Origin of the sequence: Halomonas sp. A020, assembly GCF_027943625.1 — a bacterium.
In the GTDB taxonomy this organism is placed as follows: domain Bacteria; phylum Pseudomonadota; class Gammaproteobacteria; order Pseudomonadales; family Halomonadaceae; genus Vreelandella; species Vreelandella piezotolerans.
Genome location: NZ_AP022850.1, coordinates 3,042,125 through 3,059,133, shown reverse-complemented (window position 1 = coordinate 3,059,133; position 17,009 = coordinate 3,042,125). Strand labels below are relative to the sequence as shown.

Below are 17,009 nucleotides of genomic sequence, written 5' to 3'. Positions count from 1 at the left end.
CGCATCGCGGATGCGATGCGCCCATTAATTTACAGCCAACGCGACCCAATTAGTTGACGGCGTCTTTCAGCGCTTTACCGGCTTTAAAGCTAGGTACTTTGGCGGCGCTGATTTCGATGGGCTGACCCGTCTGCGGGTTACGGCCAGTACGCGCAGCACGCTCTTTGATCGCAAATGTACCAAAACCGACCAGAGAAACACTCTCGCCTTTTTTGAGGCTATCGGTGACAGACTCCACCATGGCATCCAATGCGCGGGTTGCCGCTGCTTTCGGAATATCTGCAGACGCGGCAATAGCTTCAATCAGCTCGGACTTATTCACACTTCACCCCTTAACTGTTTCAAAAAATGGCTCTGAACGGTACGGTCACCGAGTGCATCAACCTCAAAGCATAGCTGCGTTTTATAGCAATGCCTTGAAACACCTGTCAAGCGACCTGACCGTGAAATGCCCGCCGCTCAAGGCATTGGGCAAATTTATTAAGTAAAATTAAAGCAGGCGTTGCTTTAACGCTTAATGGGTACTTGCAGCAGCATTCGTATTGAACGACGTGTCTGCGCCTTTCAACGTGGCACCTTCGGCAACGTTACCCGTCAACGCGACCGCCAGCACGTCATCTATCCACCGTACGGGACGAATATCAAGTGCATCTTTGATATTTTCCGGTACTTCCTTGAGATCTCGACGATTTTCCTCAGGAATTAGGACGGTCTTTATACCACCCCGCCGAGCCGCCAGCAATTTCTCCTTTAGCCCCCCAATCGGCAGTACTTCGCCGCGCAGATTGACCTCACCCGTCATAGCGACCTCACAACGCACCGGGCGCTGCGTATACGCGGAGACAATGGCTGTCACCATGGCAATACCCGCGCTAGGGCCGTCTTTAGGCGTGGCACCCTCGGGCACGTGGATATGCAGGTCTTCGTTCTCGAAACGCTGAGGATCGATCCCGTAACGCTCGGCTCGCGCCTTGACCACCGTCTGGGCAGCGCTCACCGACTCTTTCATGACATCCCCTAAAGAGCCGGTTTTATGGATGCGCCCTTTACCTGGCGTAACCACCGATTCGATATTGAGCAGCTCGCCACCCACCGAGGTCCAGGCCAAGCCCGTGACACGACCGACCTGATCCTCCTGTTCCGCCAATCCATAGCTGTAGCGGCGCACACCGGCATAGGTTTCGATCTGCTCGGCCGTCAGTATTTGCTGCGCCTGCAGCTTGCTGCCCGCTTTATCTGTTGATTTACGCTCTGCTTCTAGACGCTCACGCAGTACCTTACGACACACTTTCGCGATCTGGCGCTCGAGTTCACGCACCCCGGCTTCGCGTGTGTAGTAGCGCACGAGCTCCAGCAGAGCATCATCACCCAGTGCCAGCTCATGGGTTTCCAGACCGTTCGCTTCAAGCTGCTTAGGCAACAAATAGCGCTTGGCGATAGCAAGTTTTTCATCTTCGGTGTAGCCCGGAAGACGAATGATCTCCATACGATCCAACAGCGGTCCGGGAATGTTCATCGAGTTCGCCGTACAAATGAACAGCGTCTCGGAAAGGTCATAATCCAGCTCGAGGTAATGGTCGCTAAAGCTACCGTTCTGCTCTGGGTCCAGCACTTCTAGCAGTGCCGATGCAGGATCGCCCCGATGATCCATGCCCAGCTTGTCCACCTCATCCAGGAGGAAAAGCGGGTTTTTAACACCGGCTCGACTCATACGTTGCATCAGCTTACCTGGCAGCGATCCAATGTAGGTGCGACGATGGCCGCGAATCTCCGACTCATCACGGACGCCACCCAAGGCAAGACGTACATACTTACGGTTAGTCGCGCGAGCAATGGATTGACCAAGCGACGTTTTACCCACCCCGGGCGGACCAACCAAACAAAGCACTGGGCCTTTCAACTTGCGCACGCGTTTTTGTACGGCAAGATATTCAAGAATGCGTGCCTTGACCTCTTCCAACCCGTAGTGATCCGCATCCAGCACTTCTTGCGCTTTGACCAGATCGTGTTTTACCCGGGTGCGCTTTTTCCAAGGCACTGCAATAAGCCAGTCCAGATACGATCGCACCACGGTTGCTTCGGCAGAGTTGGAAGCCATCATTTTGAGCTTGTTGAGCTCTTGCGTTGCCTTTTCTGATGCCTCTTTGGGCATACCGGACGCTTTGATCGCTTGCTCGTACTTCTCTGCCTCATTGGGCACGTTATCCAGCTCACCCATCTCTTTTTGGATGGCTTTCATCTGCTCGTTGAGATAGTACTCTCGCTGAGTCTTCTCCATCTGCTCTTTGACACGCGAGCGAATGCGCTTCTCGACCTGAAGCAGATCGATTTCTGACTCGATCAACGCCATCAAGTGCTCGATACGATCCCGGACGCGATCCATTTCGAGCAACTCTTGCTTGTCGCCAATTTTTAGTGACAAATGCGCACAAATGGTGTCGACCAGCCGACTCGGGTCTTCGATGCCGGACAGCGAATTCAGCACCTCGTTAGGCACTTTCTTGGAAAGCTTCACGTACTGTTCGAACTGATTGAGCAGTACCCGTACGAGCGCCTCTTGCTCACGGTTAGTGAGTGGTTCGCTTTCCCGTGGCGTCAAATACGCCTGAGTGTAGCCCGCTTCGCTTTCCTCGATATCGATGACATCCGCCCGGAAACTGCCTTCGATCAATACCTTGACGGTACCATCGGGCAGCTTGAGCAGTTGCATGATGTCAGCAACGGTCCCCATCGCATAGAGGTCCGCGTTATCAGGGTCGTCTTGAGAGGCCTCGCGTTGAGCCACCAGCAGTACACGCTTGTCGGCTTCCATCGCGGCTTCCAGCGCCTGTATGGATTTCTCACGACCAACAAAAAGCGGAATAACCATTTGCGGGTAGACGACGACATCCCGCAACGGCAACAGGGGTAGACATTGTGTCTGTTCGGCGTTCTGCTGCATCGCAGACGTTCCTCAAATTCGGATGAGTACTTGATGGGTACTTAGTCAAGTACCACACAGTGGAAAGGGCATGGCAGGACACGCTCACTGCGTGCTGGTCAGCCATTTCAAGTCGCGTATTAACAGCAAGGGGCCGCCTAGGCGACCCCTTGGTTTGGCACAAGCGGTGGAGAGCTAGGCCGTGGCGGGCACCTTATGATTAACCGTCGGTACCATCGACACGAGTCTCTTGCTGCTGCGAGTAGATCAACAGCGGTTCACTTTCGCCAGCGATGACGGAACCATCGATGACGACTTTGCTCACCCCTTCCAAGGATGGAATTTCATACATCGTATCGAGCAGAACCGACTCTAAAATGGAGCGAAGTCCACGTGCGCCGGTTTTTCTCTCCATGGCTTTTGCCGCCACGGCTCTCAGGGCATCGTCTCTGAACTCCAGAGTGACGTCTTCCATTTCGAAGAGTTTGCCATACTGTTTGATCAACGAATTCTTTGGCTCGGTCAAGATTTGCACCAAGGCCTCTTCGGTGAGTTCTGTCAATGTGGCGATCACTGGTAAACGGCCGACGAACTCGGGTATCAAACCGAACTTGACGAGATCTTCAGGCTCGACATCTGCAAGAAGCTCCCCTACACCACGAGAAGACTCTTTGCTTTTCACGCTGGCATTGAAGCCAATGCCACCTTTTTCAGCGCGATCACGAATCACCTTGTCCAGTCCGGCAAACGCACCGCCCACGATAAACAGGATATTGGCCGTGTTTACCTGCACGAACTCCTGCTGGGGATGCTTGCGACCGCCTTGAGGAGGTACGGACGCCGTAGTGCCCTCGATCAGTTTCAACAGCGCCTGCTGCACCCCTTCGCCCGAGACATCACGGGTAATCGAAGGGTTGTCCGATTTACGCGAAATCTTATCGATTTCATCGATATAAACAATACCGCGCTCGGCCTTCTCGACATCGTAGTCGCACTTTTGCAGTAGTTTCTGGATGATGTTTTCGACATCTTCACCCACATACCCTGCTTCGGTCAGCGTCGTTGCATCAGCAATGGTAAAAGGTACATTCAGTAGCCGCGCCATGGTCTCGGCCAGCAGCGTCTTACCGCTTCCCGTCGGACCAATCAGGAGGATGTTGGATTTACCTAGCTCCACATCGCCTTCACGCACTTCTGACTTCAGACGCTTGTAGTGGTTATACACCGCTACGGACAGCACCATTTTGGCGCGGTCTTGTCCGATGACGTAGTCGTCCAGCGTATGACGTATTTCGCGGGGCGTAGGTAGACGCTCCTCATCGCTCTCGGCATCGGCTTCGAGAACTTCTTCGCGAATGATGTCATTACACAAGTCGACACACTCATCGCAGATATACACGGACGGGCCAGCAATCAGCTTACGTACTTCGTTTTGATTTTTGCCACAAAACGAGCAGTAGAGCAGTTTGCCACCTTCGTCCTTGCCTTTGCCGTCGGCCATTCGCGTACCTCTGTCACTGCGGCGGCTGACGCCGCCTTAAAAGCTCGTTAGAAAAGCAGAATCCTATCACGCTATCAGGATGTAGGCCGCTTATCCAGCACTGCGTCAATCAAGCCATACTCTTTGGCTTTATTGGCGCTCATGAAATTGTCACGGTCGGTATCTTGGGCCACTTTATCAATGTCTTGGCCAGTATGGTGGGCCAAGATTTGATTCAACTTCTCCCGGATACCAAGAATTTCACGGGTGTGAATCTCAATATCCGATGCTTGCCCCTGGTAACCGCCCAGCGGCTGATGAATCATCACACGTGAGTTCGGTAAGCAGTAACGCTTGCCTGCAGCACCTGCGGTAAGCAGTAGCGCGCCCATGCTGGCGGCTTGACCGATACACACGGTGGAAACGTCCGGCTTGATGAACTGCATGGTGTCATAGATAGACATCCCTGCCGTCACAGAGCCGCCGGGCGAGTTGATATATAAGTGAATGTCTTTGTCGGGATTTTCAGACTCAAGAAACAGTAGTTGCGCCACGACAAGGTTGGCCATGTAGTCTTCTACAGGGCCCACCAGGAAAATCACGCGCTCTTTCAGCAGACGCGAATAGATATCGTAGGCTCTTTCCCCTTTGGCGCTCTGCTCAACCACCATGGGCACTAGACCGCCGGCGTTTTGAATATCAAACTCACTCATTCGGGTGATTCCTTGCGTCCGGTAAGGGAAAAGCGCACCCAAGCAGGGTGCGCCACGCGATGAGATCAGGCGCTTGCCTGTTCGCCCTCTTCATTCTCATCTTGCTCAGCCTGTTGCTGAGCAGCAGCCAGCGCTTGCTGGTAAGACATTTCCACGTCTTTGACGTTCGTTTGCTCAAGCAGTTTATCGACCGCCTTCTCTTCAAGAATGGCAGATTTCACTTGGGTTTTCAGCTGCTCGTTACCCATGTAGTACTCCACCACTTCGGTGGGATCTTGGTACTGCTCTGCCAGCTCTTCGACTTTGGCTTTGATTTCAGCGTCGTCAGCATCCAACTCGTGAGCTTTGATCACTTCGGCCAACAGCAGACCGACTTGAACACGTCCTTTAGCTTGCTCCTCGAACAACTCGTTCGGCAGTTGGGTAACATCAAAATCCTCACCCAAACCGAACTGCTGAGCGGCCTGACGCTTCATACCGTCAGTTTCTTGCTGAACTAGCGCGCTGGGAACGGGAATGTCGTTTGCCTTCTTGAGGGCATCCAGCACCTGTTGCTTGACACGGTTATCGACCGCCTGAGAAGCCTCACGCGTCATGTTTTTCTTGATTTCAGCCCGAAATTTGGCTTCATCACCACCTTCGACACCAAAACGCTCAATGAACGCCGTATCCACTTCCGGCAGCTTTTGAGTACTCACTTTGTGAACGGTGACTTTGAAAGTCGCGTCTTGACCAGCAAGGTGCTCGGCTTGGTAATCTGCCGGGAACGTAACAGAAATAGTTTTCTCTTCGCCCGCTTTCGCACCAATCAGTTGCTCTTCGAAGCCCGGAATAAAGCTGTTGGAACCGATGACCAAGGCATGACCTTCAGCGCTGCCACCCTCGAACGGCTCGTCACCCAAGAAGCCTTGAAAGTCGATGGTAACCTGGTCGCCATCCGCTGCGGCCGTATCGACCTCTTCCCACTCAGCATTTTGCTTGCGAAGCGTATCGATCATTTCATCGACATCGGCCTCGCTGACAGAAACCACCGGACGCTCTACGTCCGTGCCTTCGATAGACGCCAGCTCGACCTGCGGGTAGACCTCCATGGTGGCAACGAACTCAAGATCTTTACCCGCTTGGTTTACCTTCGGTTCAATCTGCGGAAAACCAGCGGGATTGAGACCTTCTTCAGTGATGGCGCGTACGTAGCGCTCACGCATCACTTCGCCCACCACTTCATTGCGCACGCTGTCGCCATAGCGCTGACGCACGACGGCCATGGGCACTCGGCCTTGGCGGAAACCGTTCAAGCGAACGTTTTTCGCGGTGTCTTTCAAGCGAGCGCTGACGGCCTCGTCGATGTCTGCTGCCGGCACTTGAATAGTGATACGGCGTTCGATCTGGGAGGTCGTCTCGACGGAAACTTGCATGAATTGTCCTCTAGCGGATAGGCGTTGTGTTGATTGCGTAAAATGTATTCAAGGGGATCAATTTTAAGAACCCTGACGCATGGTGGCAAGCGCCATGCTCGCAAGATGGGGGCGTGACCATCGATTACAAGGGGTTAGCAGAACAAAAACTCACATTTCCCGTGCTGTCCACCATAACGATACGGCGTGCAGTAAAAGTCCGCACGTTGCCGCATGCGAGATAAATACCTGCCAACTGATCCAGTCGGTAAATATGGCGTGCCAAGCGCCCATCACTATAGCGCCTGCCACCAACATCACGATCAAGCGCTTGATGAGCCCCGGAAGCGTTTGCCTTGCGCTTTGAGACAGCATCTTCCACTGAAAAATAGCTGCTCCAGCCACTAGAACCAGAGCCATCACCAGCAGCGTTTGGCGCGTCTCGTGGCCACCCGCCATATAACGCGGTAGCGCTGCAAGCATCACCACACATAGGCCAATCGCCACACTGACACGCTCAGAGGAATAGGCTGATCGCTGCATGTTCAGGCGACCTTCAGCTGTTGATCGTCGATCCATTCTTCTACCCAAGGCAGCGCCGCATCATCTGCCATAAAGGTTTCCATGGCATCAATTTCAAGGCGCTCTCCTAGGCGGCGAGCGCCGAGATCCTGTAGCAGCTCATCCAGCGCTCTTCCCGCGCCACAAAACGTATCACCGTAAGAGCTATCGCCTAATGCGATGAGACCGTAACGTAACTTTGTTAGCGAGGGGCTTTGATCTTTCAAGCTGCGTACAAAGGGTACGAAATTACCGGGAAAATCACCGCTACCTGTGGTCGAAACGCAAAACAAGCTCAAGTCACTACCCTGGGTTACATCTTCCACCGTTGGCTGCTCTGAAATTTCGACCGTATAACCTGCCTGTTCGAATAGCGGCTTCACCTGTTCAGCCACATCCAATGCACCACCATACATGGTACCCACTACAATGGTTAACGTCGGCATTGCTCTACTCCTCGACGAAGATGTCGTACTGAGTGCCCTTGCGCATTCAACGTTCGCTCATCAGCGCTTGGCTCGTAAAGTCAGTCGACAAATACCTGATGAATTTGCTCAAATATTACCACGATCAGCAAAAACGACGCACGCCCACGATGGGCTCAATCAATCGTCCAATAGGAGCGCTTATGCAGCAGGCCTTCGAGACATGGATCACGCCCATAATGATTGGCGGCCTGATCATTTTCATGTGCTTTATCATTTGGGACCTGGCCAAAAAGTCGAACGCAGGCAAATTTGGCACGATCATGCTGTTTATCGTACTGGGCGCGGGGATGCTCGGTTACGTCATTAAAGTCGTCATCACTTGGCTCATCGAAGGACGAGGCATTTAGCCACTTACCAAGCTAGTCGCCCGTAGAGCTCGCATCAAAGAGCGAGCTCCAAACACTAAAAGGAGTGCCTAGGCACTCCTTTTGAGTAAGCGAACAGCAAAAAAGAAACTATTGGCTGCTCGAATAGCGCTCCACTTGCTGCTTGAGCTTCTGGCCTGGGCGAAACGTCACCACGCGCCGAGCGGAAATGGGAATTTCCTCACCGGTTTTCGGGTTACGCCCAGGCCGCTCACGCTTATCACGTAGGTCAAAGTTGCCAAAGCCCGACAGTTTTACCTGTTCGTTTTCGCGCAAACAGGCGCGGATTTCTTCAAAGAACGCCTCTACCATCGCTTTTGCTTCTCGCTTTGACAGCGCAAGCTCTGTATGTAAATGCTCAGCCAGCTCTGCTTTGGTCAACGCACCCATAGGGCTCCTCCATGTAGCATACGCATTGCCAAGAACGTGATAAGCGTCGTGTCATGGCATAGCTTAGTTAGCCGCGAAGTTCGGCATCTAATTCGGCTCGCACGTTTGTAATGATCGAGTCGACCAACTGATTGATTTCCTCATCATTTAGCGTGCGTGAAGCGTGCTGCCAGGTCAAGCCCAATGCAATGCTCTTATATCCCTCGGCCACGCCTTTACCAGCATAGACATCAAATAGCTTTATGTCTTTGAGGTAATCACCAGCCTTGGCTTTTGCACAATCCAGCAACGCTTGTACCGGTGTCTCTGCCTTGATCAAGAAGGCCAAATCGCGACGAACTTCCGGATAACGCGAAAGCGGCTCGAAGGCGGGAATCGAACCTTGGCTCAACGCATCCAATCGGACCTCGAACAGCACGGCATCCACTTTGAGCCCTAACGTTGCACGGACCTGGGGATGAAGCGTACCAATCCAGCCAGCAGGTTTCCCTTCATGGAAGAGCTGCGCCGTTTGACCGGGATGCAGCGAAGGATGCACTCCAGGCTCGAAGCGCCAGGCTGCTAGGCCACCCCCCATGGCCAAAAGACTCTCCAGATCCCCCTTCAAATCGTAGAAGTCTACCTGCGCTTTAGCACCATCCCAGCCTTCAGCTTCTCGCCCACCACATACCAGCGCCCCCATCATCGGGACTTGGGTTAGGTGGTCCAGAGAGCCATTGAACACCAACCCCGTCTCAAAAATGCGCACTCGCGTCTGCTGGCGATTCAGGTTGTGCTCCAGTGCTCTGACTAGCCCAGGAAATAGGCTGGCGCGCATCACAGAGAGGTCTGACGAGATCGGATTGGCCAATACCGGCGACACTGCGTCCGGTAACAGCGCTGCCTGTAGATCAGGAGCAACGAAACTGTAAGTGACAGCTTCTTGAAAACCACGCGCAACCATTTGGTGACGCAGTTGCGATGGTGTCAATGTCGATTCATTCGCAGAACGCAGTGCCAATCGAGCAGCTGGACGTCGCACCGGTAGATTGTTGTAGCCATGAATACGCGCCACTTCCTCGATGAGGTCTTCCTCGATGGCAACGTCAAACCGCCAGCTAGGCGCGACCACCGACCAACCCTCCGCATGCTTATCGACATCAAGACCAAGACGCTGGAGTATATCGGTAACATCGTCCGCCGATAGCCGCTTGGAAAGCGCGCTTTCTAGACGGGCTTCACGCAGCGTAATGGCGCGCGGCGCGGGCAAGTGCTCTTCGCTAACGGTTTCCACCACCGGGCCTGCCTGACCGCCACAAATCTCCAACAGAAGCTGTGAAGCACGCTCGACCGCTACGAGAGGAAGCTCAGGGTCGACGCCACGCTCAAAACGGTGCGATGCATCGGTATGCAGGCCGTAAGAGCGCGCCTGTCCGGCAATCGCAAGTGGCGCGAAGAACGCCGACTCTAGAAAAATGGCCTGGGTATTTTCGCTGACCCCAGAGTTTTCGCCCCCCATGATGCCAGCCATGGCCAGAGGGCCGCGCTCATCGGCAATGACGGGCGTTTCTGGGCGTAGGGTGACTTCTTGGCCATCCAACAGCGTCAAGCGCTCTGCGTCTTTGGCCAAACGCACGGTAATACTGCCCTGCAAATGATCGCGATCGAATGCGTGCAACGGCTGGCCAAGCTCCAGCATGACGTAGTTGGTGATATCCACCACAGGGTCGATGGAGCGTACACCGCTGCGACGCAGTCGCTCTACCATCCATAGCGGCGTTTCTGCATTCGTAGCCACGCCTTCGATCACACGCCCTACATAGCGCGGACACTGTCCAGGAGCCTCGACCTTCACAGGAAACGTTGTATCGATCGTTGGCGCCACAGCCGCAATGCTTGGGCCGCTCACCGGCAAGCGGTTGAGCACTCCCACTTCCCTGGCTAGCCCTTTGATACTCAGGCAGTCGCCCCGATTTGGCGTCAAATCCACCTCGATCGTCATATCATCGAGCTGCATGTAGTCACGAAAGCTTGTGCCTACCGGCGCCGACGCTGGCAATACCAGGATACCCGGAGAAGTCTCCTCCTCAAGCCCTAGCTCGGACGCCGAACAGATCATGCCACGAGACTCAACGCCTCGCAGTTTGGCTTTTTTGATCTTGAAGTCTCCCGGCAGCACGCCTCCTACCTGAGCGAAGGGAATTTTCTGACCTACATCGACGTTCGGCGCTCCACAAACGACCTGCACCGGTGCTGCCGACCCATCATTCACCGTACAAACATTGAGCTTATCGGCGTCGGGGTGCTTCTCTTTGGTGAGTACTTCCGCCACGACAACGCCGCTAAATGAAGCGGCCACTGGCTCAACGGCATCCACTTCAAGGCCTGCCATGGTGATCTGGTCGGCGATGGCCTGTGTATCCAGCTGCGGAGTTACCCAATCACGCAACCACTGTTCTGAAAATTTCATGTTGATTCCCGTCGCTGGCAGCAGTCTTTAGGTGAATTGACGAAGGAAGCGCAGATCGTTTTCGAAAAACAAGCGCAAATCATTGACGCCATAGCGCAGCATGGCCAAACGCTCGGCACCCATCCCAAAGGCAAAGCCCGTATAGCGCTCGGCGTCGATACCAGAGTGTCTAAACACCTCCGGATGCACCATGCCGCACCCCATCACCTCTAACCAGCCACTATGAGAGCAAACGCGACAACCGTTACCACTACACATCACGCACTGAATATCCACCTCGGCAGAGGGCTCAGTGAATGGAAAGTATGAAGGCCGGAAACGAACCGAAAGGTCGTCGCGCTCGAAGAATGCTTGCAAGAAGTCTTCGATCGTTCCTTTCAAGTCAGCGAAACTGATGCCCTCATCTACCAATAGTCCTTCGACTTGGTGAAACATGGGCGTATGCGTCAAATCCGAATCGCTACGATACACGCGACCTGGACACACGATGCGAATAGGCGGCTCACTGCTCTTCATCGTACGAACCTGTACGGGAGACGTGTGGGTGCGTAGCAAACGCGTCGCGTCGAAATAAAAGGTATCCGCCATCCCCCTAGCCGGGTGGTGAGCCGGAATATTGAGCGCTTCGAAATTGTGGTAGTCGTCTTCGATTTCTGGCCCCACGGCCACATCAAAACCAATGCGAGTGAATAGCCCCTCGATACGCTCCAACGTACGTGTTACTGGGTGCAGTCCACCACTCTCCTGCCCTCTCCCAGGCAACGTGACGTCGATGCGCTCAGCCACTAGGCGAGCATTGAGTGCCTCGCTCTCCAGCTGCTCACGCTTAGCGTCAATTTCACTCGACAACGCTTGCTTGGCCTGGTTGATTTGCTCGCCAGCCGCAGGGCGCTCTTCTGGTGACAGCTTGCCCAAGCCTTTTAGCAAGGCGGTGACTTCGCCTTTTTTACCTAAGTAACGTACGCGCAACTCATCTAGCACTGAGACGCTCTGCGCAGCTTGAATAGCATCGCGGGCCTCTGACACCAGAGTAGGAAGATGATCCATCCAATTTACTCCGAATTAAGCGGTCCCATCCCCGAGGATGGCTGGCATGTTGAAGGTGACAAAAAACAGGGGAAGAGCGGCTGCTCTTCCCCTGCATGGGTCACACTGAAATGACCTTGGGCATTTCACACGGGCATTAACCCAATGCAAATAGCCTTATTGGGCAGCCTTGGCTTTTTCCACGATAGCAGCAAAAGCTGCTTTTTCGTGTACTGCCAGGTCGGCCAATACTTTACGGTCGATTTCAATACCGGCTTTCTTCAGACCGCCAACGAAGCGGCTGTAAGACATGCCGTTAATGCGCGCACCAGCGTTGATACGCTGAATCCACAGCGCGCGGAATTGGCGCTTGCGGTTGCGGCGGTCACGGTACGCATACTGGCCGGCTTTGATAACAGCCTGTTTGGCTACACGGAAAACACGCGAACGTGCACCATAGTAACCTTTGGCCTGCTTCAGAACTTTTTTATGGCGACGACGGGCAACTACGCCACGCTTAACACGGGTCATAACACACTCCTGACTTTATGACTGAGGCTAGAGGCACTCAGATAAGAAAACTCGACCTTACAGGTTCGGCAGCATGCGCTGAATCAACGCTTTGTCGGAAGCATGAATCTGCTTCATGCCACGCAGCTGACGCTTACGCTTGGTCGACTTCTTGGTCAAGATGTGGCTACGGAAAGACTGTTTGTGTTTGAAGCCATTCGCAGTCTTTTTGAAGCGCTTGGCAGCGCCGCTGTTGCTTTTGATTTTCGGCATGAGAAAACTCCGCTCGATATTTTTTAGAAAACCCAGGGCCGACTAGCGCCTAAGCGCTAGCCCGTTGACTTCGCCGTTGGATCACTTCTTTTTCGGGGCAAGGATCATGATCATTTGGCGGCCTTCCATTTTCGGGAAAGACTCCACCGCTCCGATCTCTTCCAGGTCTGACGCAATCCGTTCCATCAGCTTACGACCGATGTCTTGGTGCGCCATTTCACGACCGCGGAAGCGCAATGTGACCTTACCCTTGTCACCACCTTCCAAGAAACGGGTCAGGTTTTTGAGCTTCACCTGATAATCGCCTTCGTCGGTGCCAGGACGGAATTTGACTTCCTTGACCTGGATTTGCTTTTGCTTCTTCTTTTGAGCCGCTTTTTGCTTTTTGGTCTCAAAAACGAATTTGCCATAATCCATGATCTTGCAAACGATCGGATCGGCATTCGAAATTTGCACGAGATCTAAACCGGCAGCTTCCGCACGTTCAAGAGCCTCAGTGGTGGGCACAACGCCCAACTGCTCGCCTTCGGCATCGATTAAACGTACTTCTTCTTCGGTAATTCGCTCGTTCATTGGTGGGCGTTTATCTTGTGGACGCCCGCGCTGGTTGCTTCGCTTGATTGCTCTGTCTCCTTAGGCAATTGACGATGTCGCCAGGGCTGCTCGCTCGGCATTGATACGTTCGATGAAGTCATCGACGGTCAAAGTTCCGAGGTTTTCGCCGCTGCGAGTTCGCACGGCCACTGAGTCAGCTTCGACTTCCTTATCTCCGACCACAAGGAGATAGGGAATTTTCTGTAACGTATGCTCACGGATTTTAAAGCCGATCTTCTCGTTCCTCAAGTCTGCTTTGACGCGAAGACCGCTTTTTTGCAAGCGTTTCTCCAATTTCAGCGCATATTCGCGCTGTGAATCGGTAATATTCATGATGACCACTTGCTCTGGTGCCAACCATAATGGCATAGCACCTGCATAATGTTCAATCAGGATGCCGATGAAGCGCTCCATGGAGCCGACGATCGCCCGGTGAAGCATGACCGGCGCCTTGCGCTCGCCCTCTTCGGTTACATATTGTGCGCCAAGGCGCTCGGGCATCATAAAGTCCACCTGCATGGTGCCGACCTGCCATTCGCGACCCAAGCAATCCTTCATGTGATACTCGATCTTCGGGCCATAGAACGCGCCTTCGCCGGGAAGTTCCTGCCAATCAACGCCGCAGGCTTTTAGCGCACCGCGAAGGGCGTCTTCAGCGCGATCCCACACTTCGTCACTACCAATACGCTTTTCCGGACGCAGCGCGATTTTGATTGCGATATCTTCAAAACCGAAGTCTTGATACACCTTTAGTGCTTGGCGATGAAAGCTCGTTACTTCCGGCTCGACCTGCTCTTCGGTACAGAAGACATGGCCGTCGTCTTGAGTAAAAGCACGTACGCGCATGATGCCGTGCAAGGCGCCTGAAGGCTCGTTACGATGGCAGCCACCAAACTCACCAAAGCGAACTGGTAGCTCACGGTAGCTACGCAGTCCTGAGTTGAATACCTGCACGTGCCCCGGGCAGTTCATCGGCTTGAGCGCGTATTCGCGCTTTTCCGACTCGGTAAAGAACATCCCATCGGCATAGTTGTCCCAGTGGCCTGACTTTTTCCACAGCGACACATCCATCACTTGCGGACAGCGAATCTCTTGATAGCCACCCTCTTTGTAAACGCCGCGCATGTACTGCTCGACCTGCTGCCAAAGCGCCCAGCCCTTGGGATGCCAGAACACCATCCCAGGCGCCTCTTCCTGCATGTGGAAAAGATCGAGCCGCCGCGCCAGCTTGCGGTGATCGCGTTTTTCGGCCTCTTCCAGGCGTTTAAGGTACGCCTTTAACTGTTTTTTATCCCCCCACGCAGTCCCATAGATACGCGTCAGCATGGGGTTGGAGGAGTCACCGCGCCAGTACGCACCGGCCAACTTGGTTAATTTGAAGGCCTTCAAATGACGCGTGTTGGGCACGTGCGGTCCACGACACATGTCCGTGTACTCTTCATGATGGTACAGCCGAATCGCCGCGCCTTCAGGGATGTCGCGAATGATCTCCTGCTTGTAAGTCTCATTACGTTTTTCGAACGTAGTCATCGCTTGATCGCGATCGACGTACTCACGAATAACGTCATATTCATGGTCGATCAGCGCCTGCATCCGCTTCTCGATAGCGTCCATATCATCAGGCGTTATCGATTTACCAAAATCGACATCGTAGTAAAAGCCATCATCAATGACCGGACCAATGGCCATTTTGGCATCGGGATAAAGCTGCTTAACCGCGTGCCCAATCAAGTGAGCACAGGAGTGGCGGATAATCTCTAGACCTTCTTCATCCCGGGCAGTAATGATAGAAACATCGGCATCCTGCTCGATGATATCGGCAGCATCTACCAGCACACCATCTATTTTGCCCGCCACACAGGCCTTGGCCAAACCAGGGCCAATGGACTCTGCCAGTTGCATGATAGAGAGGGGCGCTTCGAACGTTCTTTGGCTGCCGTCAGGCAGTGTCACTATGGGCATTCAGGTATTCCTTGAGCGCAGTGGTGATCCATACCAGGGATCACATTTCGCTATCAATGGGTTAGGGTCTTCATGGGGCTTTTAGGGCCGCCAAGCCTATCAGACTTTGTGACGCCGTAAAATAAAACGGGAGGCATACGCCTCCCGTTCTGTGTCAAAGGGTGTCATCGACGCTCAGGTCGAGGCAGCCTTTTCATGAGCATGTCATGTGGATTAGTTCCACTCGTCCAGTTCTACACGGCGGTTCTGGAAACGACCCTCTTCGGTATCGTTGGTTGCCACAGGACGCTCTTCACCGTAGCCCACAGCACGCATACGGTTAGCTTCTACGCCGCGCTGGTTCAGATAGGTTGCAACGGACTCAGCACGACGCTGAGACAGGTCCTTGTTGTACTGGTCAGAACCACGAGAGTCGGTGTGGCCTTCGATGCTCACACGAACGTCTGGGTTGTTGACCAGACGCTCAGCTACGCCGTTCAGGACGTTCTGTGCATTTGCAGTCAACTGAGCGGAATCAAACTCAAAGTTAACTTCGCGAAGTACCACGCTATCCGGGCAACCCAGCGCGTTGACTTCTACACCCGCCGGAGTATCCGGGCACTGGTCGCGATAGTCCGGCACGCCGTCGTTATCAGAATCCAGCGGGCAGCCGTTGGCATTGACTGCTACACCAGCCGGGGTGCCCGGGCACTGGTCGCGGTAATCAGGCACGCCGTCACCGTCGGAATCCAGCGGGCAGCCTTCGGCATCAACGGCAACACCCGCAGGCACTTCGCCGTAGCTCGGGCACTGAGGTGCTACCGGCTCAGGTGTACGATCTGCACACAGCAGACCACCGATAGCTGCGCCAGCCGCTGCACCGGTTGCGGCACCCGCGTCTTCATCTGAGCTGCTGCTGGTGGCATAGCCAATGCTACCGCCGATGATGCTGCCCGCCAAACCACAAACCGCGGGGTGCTGGTACCAGCTTTGGCCGCTGTTGGCGCCTGCTTGGCCAGAAGACTGAGAGGCTGAGCTAGCGCAACCTGACAGGCCGACGACTAAAGCAGAACCGATTAGCAAGCCAGTCGTTGATTTTTTCATGCAAGACTCCTTCTTGATCCAATGCTGACATGGTCTAGAGACCAAATCTATCCAATGCTTCTTATGGCGAGAGCATCCATTTTTCGCTGTTCTGTCCAGGACTGGGTTCCCCTGCCCGTGAAACTGAACGTGGTGCCTATCATTAACGTTTCAGCGTTAGAAGGCAACAATGCCGAGATATCAACTTCTTGCCAATACCGACCTTACCAGCATAGCAAAGCTCACATCTATGACATTAAAAATTTTTAATGAAGAGCGGAAGGGCCTTTAGCGCGCCATTTAATTACCTCTGCGGCGGCTGCGAGCACCGCAGGGCGCATCTCATCTTCCACAGCTAGCCTTTCCTTGTCCTCTTGCATTCTTTCCCGTGGGGTCAACTGTTTGCGCGCAGAGTGCGTCTTGAGATGACGCGTACGGTTATAAACCTCGGCGAACGCCTGAAACTCAGGTCGTTCAGAAAGACTTGGATCGACGATTTCAAGCAGCACTTTACAGCGCCAGGAACCCTCGGTGATGTCGACTTGCTCTTGGACGAGAGCGCTCACCACGTAGTCCAGATTTTCTAGGCTGTTTTGCTGAGCACGCCGCTCTTCTTCCAGTCTAAACGCTTCACGGCGCTTCACTTCGCTTCGCAATTTATGGGCGTAGACGACCAACCCGGCGATGATTAGCAAAGCGACAACGAACAGTAAAAGTGCAACCGTTGAACTCATAAAGCCCCTGAAACGTATAAAATAGCTTAACGAGAATTGTACACCCAATTAGCATCAGTAGACCAACCCAATTCGTCGTTTGCACGCC

The 17,009-nt window shown here is 53.8% G+C and carries 17 protein-coding genes; 1 reads left to right on the top strand and 16 read right to left on the bottom strand.

All coding sequences use genetic code 11. The features are described from left to right. Window positions 1-49: 49 nt before the first annotated feature. The 7 genes from FRH_RS14240 to FRH_RS14210 form a co-directional block, all read right to left on the bottom strand. Entirely contained in the window at window positions 50-322 is a 273-nt protein-coding gene (locus FRH_RS14240; RefSeq protein ID WP_009724302.1) for an HU family DNA-binding protein, read from the bottom strand. Between the two features lie 192 nt (window positions 323-514). After that, entirely contained in the window at window positions 515-2,941 is a 2,427-nt protein-coding gene (gene lon, locus FRH_RS14235) for an endopeptidase La (protein WP_139528520.1), read from the bottom strand. Between the two features lie 199 nt (window positions 2,942-3,140). Further along, on the bottom strand, window positions 3,141-4,421 hold the full coding sequence (gene clpX / locus FRH_RS14230; protein WP_139528521.1) for an ATP-dependent Clp protease ATP-binding subunit ClpX: 1,281 nt from the start codon (window positions 4,419-4,421) through the stop codon (window positions 3,141-3,143). Between the two features lie 74 nt (window positions 4,422-4,495). Then, on the bottom strand, window positions 4,496-5,113 hold the full coding sequence (clpP, locus tag FRH_RS14225) for an ATP-dependent Clp endopeptidase proteolytic subunit ClpP (protein WP_139528522.1): 618 nt from the start codon (window positions 5,111-5,113) through the stop codon (window positions 4,496-4,498). 65 nt (window positions 5,114-5,178) lie between these two features. After that, window positions 5,179-6,528 carry a trigger factor gene (gene tig / locus FRH_RS14220; RefSeq protein ID WP_219863642.1) on the bottom strand — a complete coding sequence of 450 codons (1,350 nt, stop codon included), beginning with the start codon at window positions 6,526-6,528 and terminating at the stop codon, window positions 5,179-5,181. Between the two features lie 150 nt (window positions 6,529-6,678). Next, entirely contained in the window at window positions 6,679-7,050 is a 372-nt protein-coding gene (locus FRH_RS14215) for a hypothetical protein (protein WP_153844016.1), read from the bottom strand. A 2-nt stretch (window positions 7,051-7,052) separates the two neighbouring features. Next, window positions 7,053-7,514: a flavodoxin gene (locus FRH_RS14210; protein ID WP_153844015.1), complete on the bottom strand. Its 462-nt coding sequence runs from the start codon at window positions 7,512-7,514 to the stop codon at window positions 7,053-7,055. A gap of 182 nt (window positions 7,515-7,696) precedes the next feature. Between FRH_RS14210 and FRH_RS14205 the strand changes: the two genes are divergently transcribed. Next, window positions 7,697-7,903 carry a DUF2788 domain-containing protein gene (locus tag FRH_RS14205; protein ID WP_139528526.1) on the top strand — a complete coding sequence of 69 codons (207 nt, stop codon included), beginning with the start codon at window positions 7,697-7,699 and terminating at the stop codon, window positions 7,901-7,903. A 108-nt stretch (window positions 7,904-8,011) separates the two neighbouring features. Here the strand turns inward: FRH_RS14205 and FRH_RS14200 are convergent, their stop codons facing one another. The 9 genes from FRH_RS14200 to FRH_RS14160 form a co-directional block, all read right to left on the bottom strand. Then, window positions 8,012-8,311, bottom strand: a complete 300-nt coding sequence (locus FRH_RS14200) for an integration host factor subunit alpha (protein WP_139528527.1) — start codon at window positions 8,309-8,311, stop codon at window positions 8,012-8,014. A 67-nt stretch (window positions 8,312-8,378) separates the two neighbouring features. Then, window positions 8,379-10,760 (bottom strand): phenylalanine--tRNA ligase subunit beta, encoded by a 2,382-nt coding sequence (pheT, locus tag FRH_RS14195; RefSeq protein WP_281997056.1) that lies wholly within the window; start codon window positions 10,758-10,760, stop codon window positions 8,379-8,381. 27 nt (window positions 10,761-10,787) lie between these two features. Beyond that, window positions 10,788-11,807, bottom strand: coding sequence for a phenylalanine--tRNA ligase subunit alpha (gene pheS / locus FRH_RS14190; RefSeq protein WP_219863637.1), 1,020 nt, complete (start codon window positions 11,805-11,807; stop codon window positions 10,788-10,790). Window positions 11,808-11,963: 156 nt separating this feature from the next. Then, complete coding sequence (gene rplT / locus FRH_RS14185) at window positions 11,964-12,317, bottom strand: 50S ribosomal protein L20 (RefSeq protein WP_009097607.1); 354 nt, start codon at window positions 12,315-12,317, stop codon at window positions 11,964-11,966. Window positions 12,318-12,374: 57 nt separating this feature from the next. Beyond that, window positions 12,375-12,569, bottom strand: coding sequence for a 50S ribosomal protein L35 (rpmI, locus tag FRH_RS14180; protein ID WP_009724291.1), 195 nt, complete (start codon window positions 12,567-12,569; stop codon window positions 12,375-12,377). A gap of 81 nt (window positions 12,570-12,650) precedes the next feature. Next, on the bottom strand, window positions 12,651-13,190 hold the full coding sequence (gene infC, locus FRH_RS14175; protein ID WP_139528530.1) for a translation initiation factor IF-3: 540 nt from the start codon (window positions 13,188-13,190) through the stop codon (window positions 12,651-12,653). Between the two features lie 12 nt (window positions 13,191-13,202). Next, window positions 13,203-15,125, bottom strand: a complete 1,923-nt coding sequence (gene thrS / locus FRH_RS14170; protein WP_139528531.1) for a threonine--tRNA ligase — start codon at window positions 15,123-15,125, stop codon at window positions 13,203-13,205. A 213-nt stretch (window positions 15,126-15,338) separates the two neighbouring features. Further along, complete coding sequence (locus FRH_RS14165; RefSeq protein WP_139528532.1) at window positions 15,339-16,208, bottom strand: OmpA family protein; 870 nt, start codon at window positions 16,206-16,208, stop codon at window positions 15,339-15,341. 245 nt (window positions 16,209-16,453) lie between these two features. Next, the gene (locus tag FRH_RS14160) at window positions 16,454-16,921 is read right to left on the bottom strand and encodes a DUF2489 domain-containing protein (RefSeq protein WP_139528533.1); all 468 of its coding nucleotides are present in this window, start codon (window positions 16,919-16,921) and stop codon (window positions 16,454-16,456) included. Window positions 16,922-17,009 lie beyond the last annotated feature (88 nt).

Coding starts and splice junctions, on each gene's coding strand:
- FRH_RS14205 (WP_139528526.1), top strand. CDS start 7,697: ATGCAGCAGGCCTTCGAGACATGGATCACGCCCATAATGATTGGCGGC.
- FRH_RS14215 (WP_153844016.1), bottom strand. CDS start 7,050: ATGCAGCGATCAGCCTATTCCTCTGAGCGTGTCAGTGTGGCGATTGGC.
- pheT (WP_281997056.1), bottom strand. CDS start 10,760: ATGAAATTTTCAGAACAGTGGTTGCGTGATTGGGTAACTCCGCAGCTG.
- rplT (WP_009097607.1), bottom strand. CDS start 12,317: ATGACCCGTGTTAAGCGTGGCGTAGTTGCCCGTCGTCGCCATAAAAAA.
- lon (WP_139528520.1), bottom strand. CDS start 2,941: ATGCAGCAGAACGCCGAACAGACACAATGTCTACCCCTGTTGCCGTTG.
- clpP (WP_139528522.1), bottom strand. CDS start 5,113: ATGAGTGAGTTTGATATTCAAAACGCCGGCGGTCTAGTGCCCATGGTG.
- rpmI (WP_009724291.1), bottom strand. CDS start 12,569: ATGCCGAAAATCAAAAGCAACAGCGGCGCTGCCAAGCGCTTCAAAAAG.
- thrS (WP_139528531.1), bottom strand. CDS start 15,125: ATGCCCATAGTGACACTGCCTGACGGCAGCCAAAGAACGTTCGAAGCG.
- clpX (WP_139528521.1), bottom strand. CDS start 4,421: ATGGCCGACGGCAAAGGCAAGGACGAAGGTGGCAAACTGCTCTACTGC.
- FRH_RS14200 (WP_139528527.1), bottom strand. CDS start 8,311: ATGGGTGCGTTGACCAAAGCAGAGCTGGCTGAGCATTTACATACAGAG.
- pheS (WP_219863637.1), bottom strand. CDS start 11,807: ATGGATCATCTTCCTACTCTGGTGTCAGAGGCCCGCGATGCTATTCAA.
- FRH_RS14210 (WP_153844015.1), bottom strand. CDS start 7,514: ATGCCGACGTTAACCATTGTAGTGGGTACCATGTATGGTGGTGCATTG.
- FRH_RS14165 (WP_139528532.1), bottom strand. CDS start 16,208: ATGAAAAAATCAACGACTGGCTTGCTAATCGGTTCTGCTTTAGTCGTC.
- tig (WP_219863642.1), bottom strand. CDS start 6,528: ATGCAAGTTTCCGTCGAGACGACCTCCCAGATCGAACGCCGTATCACT.
- FRH_RS14160 (WP_139528533.1), bottom strand. CDS start 16,921: ATGAGTTCAACGGTTGCACTTTTACTGTTCGTTGTCGCTTTGCTAATC.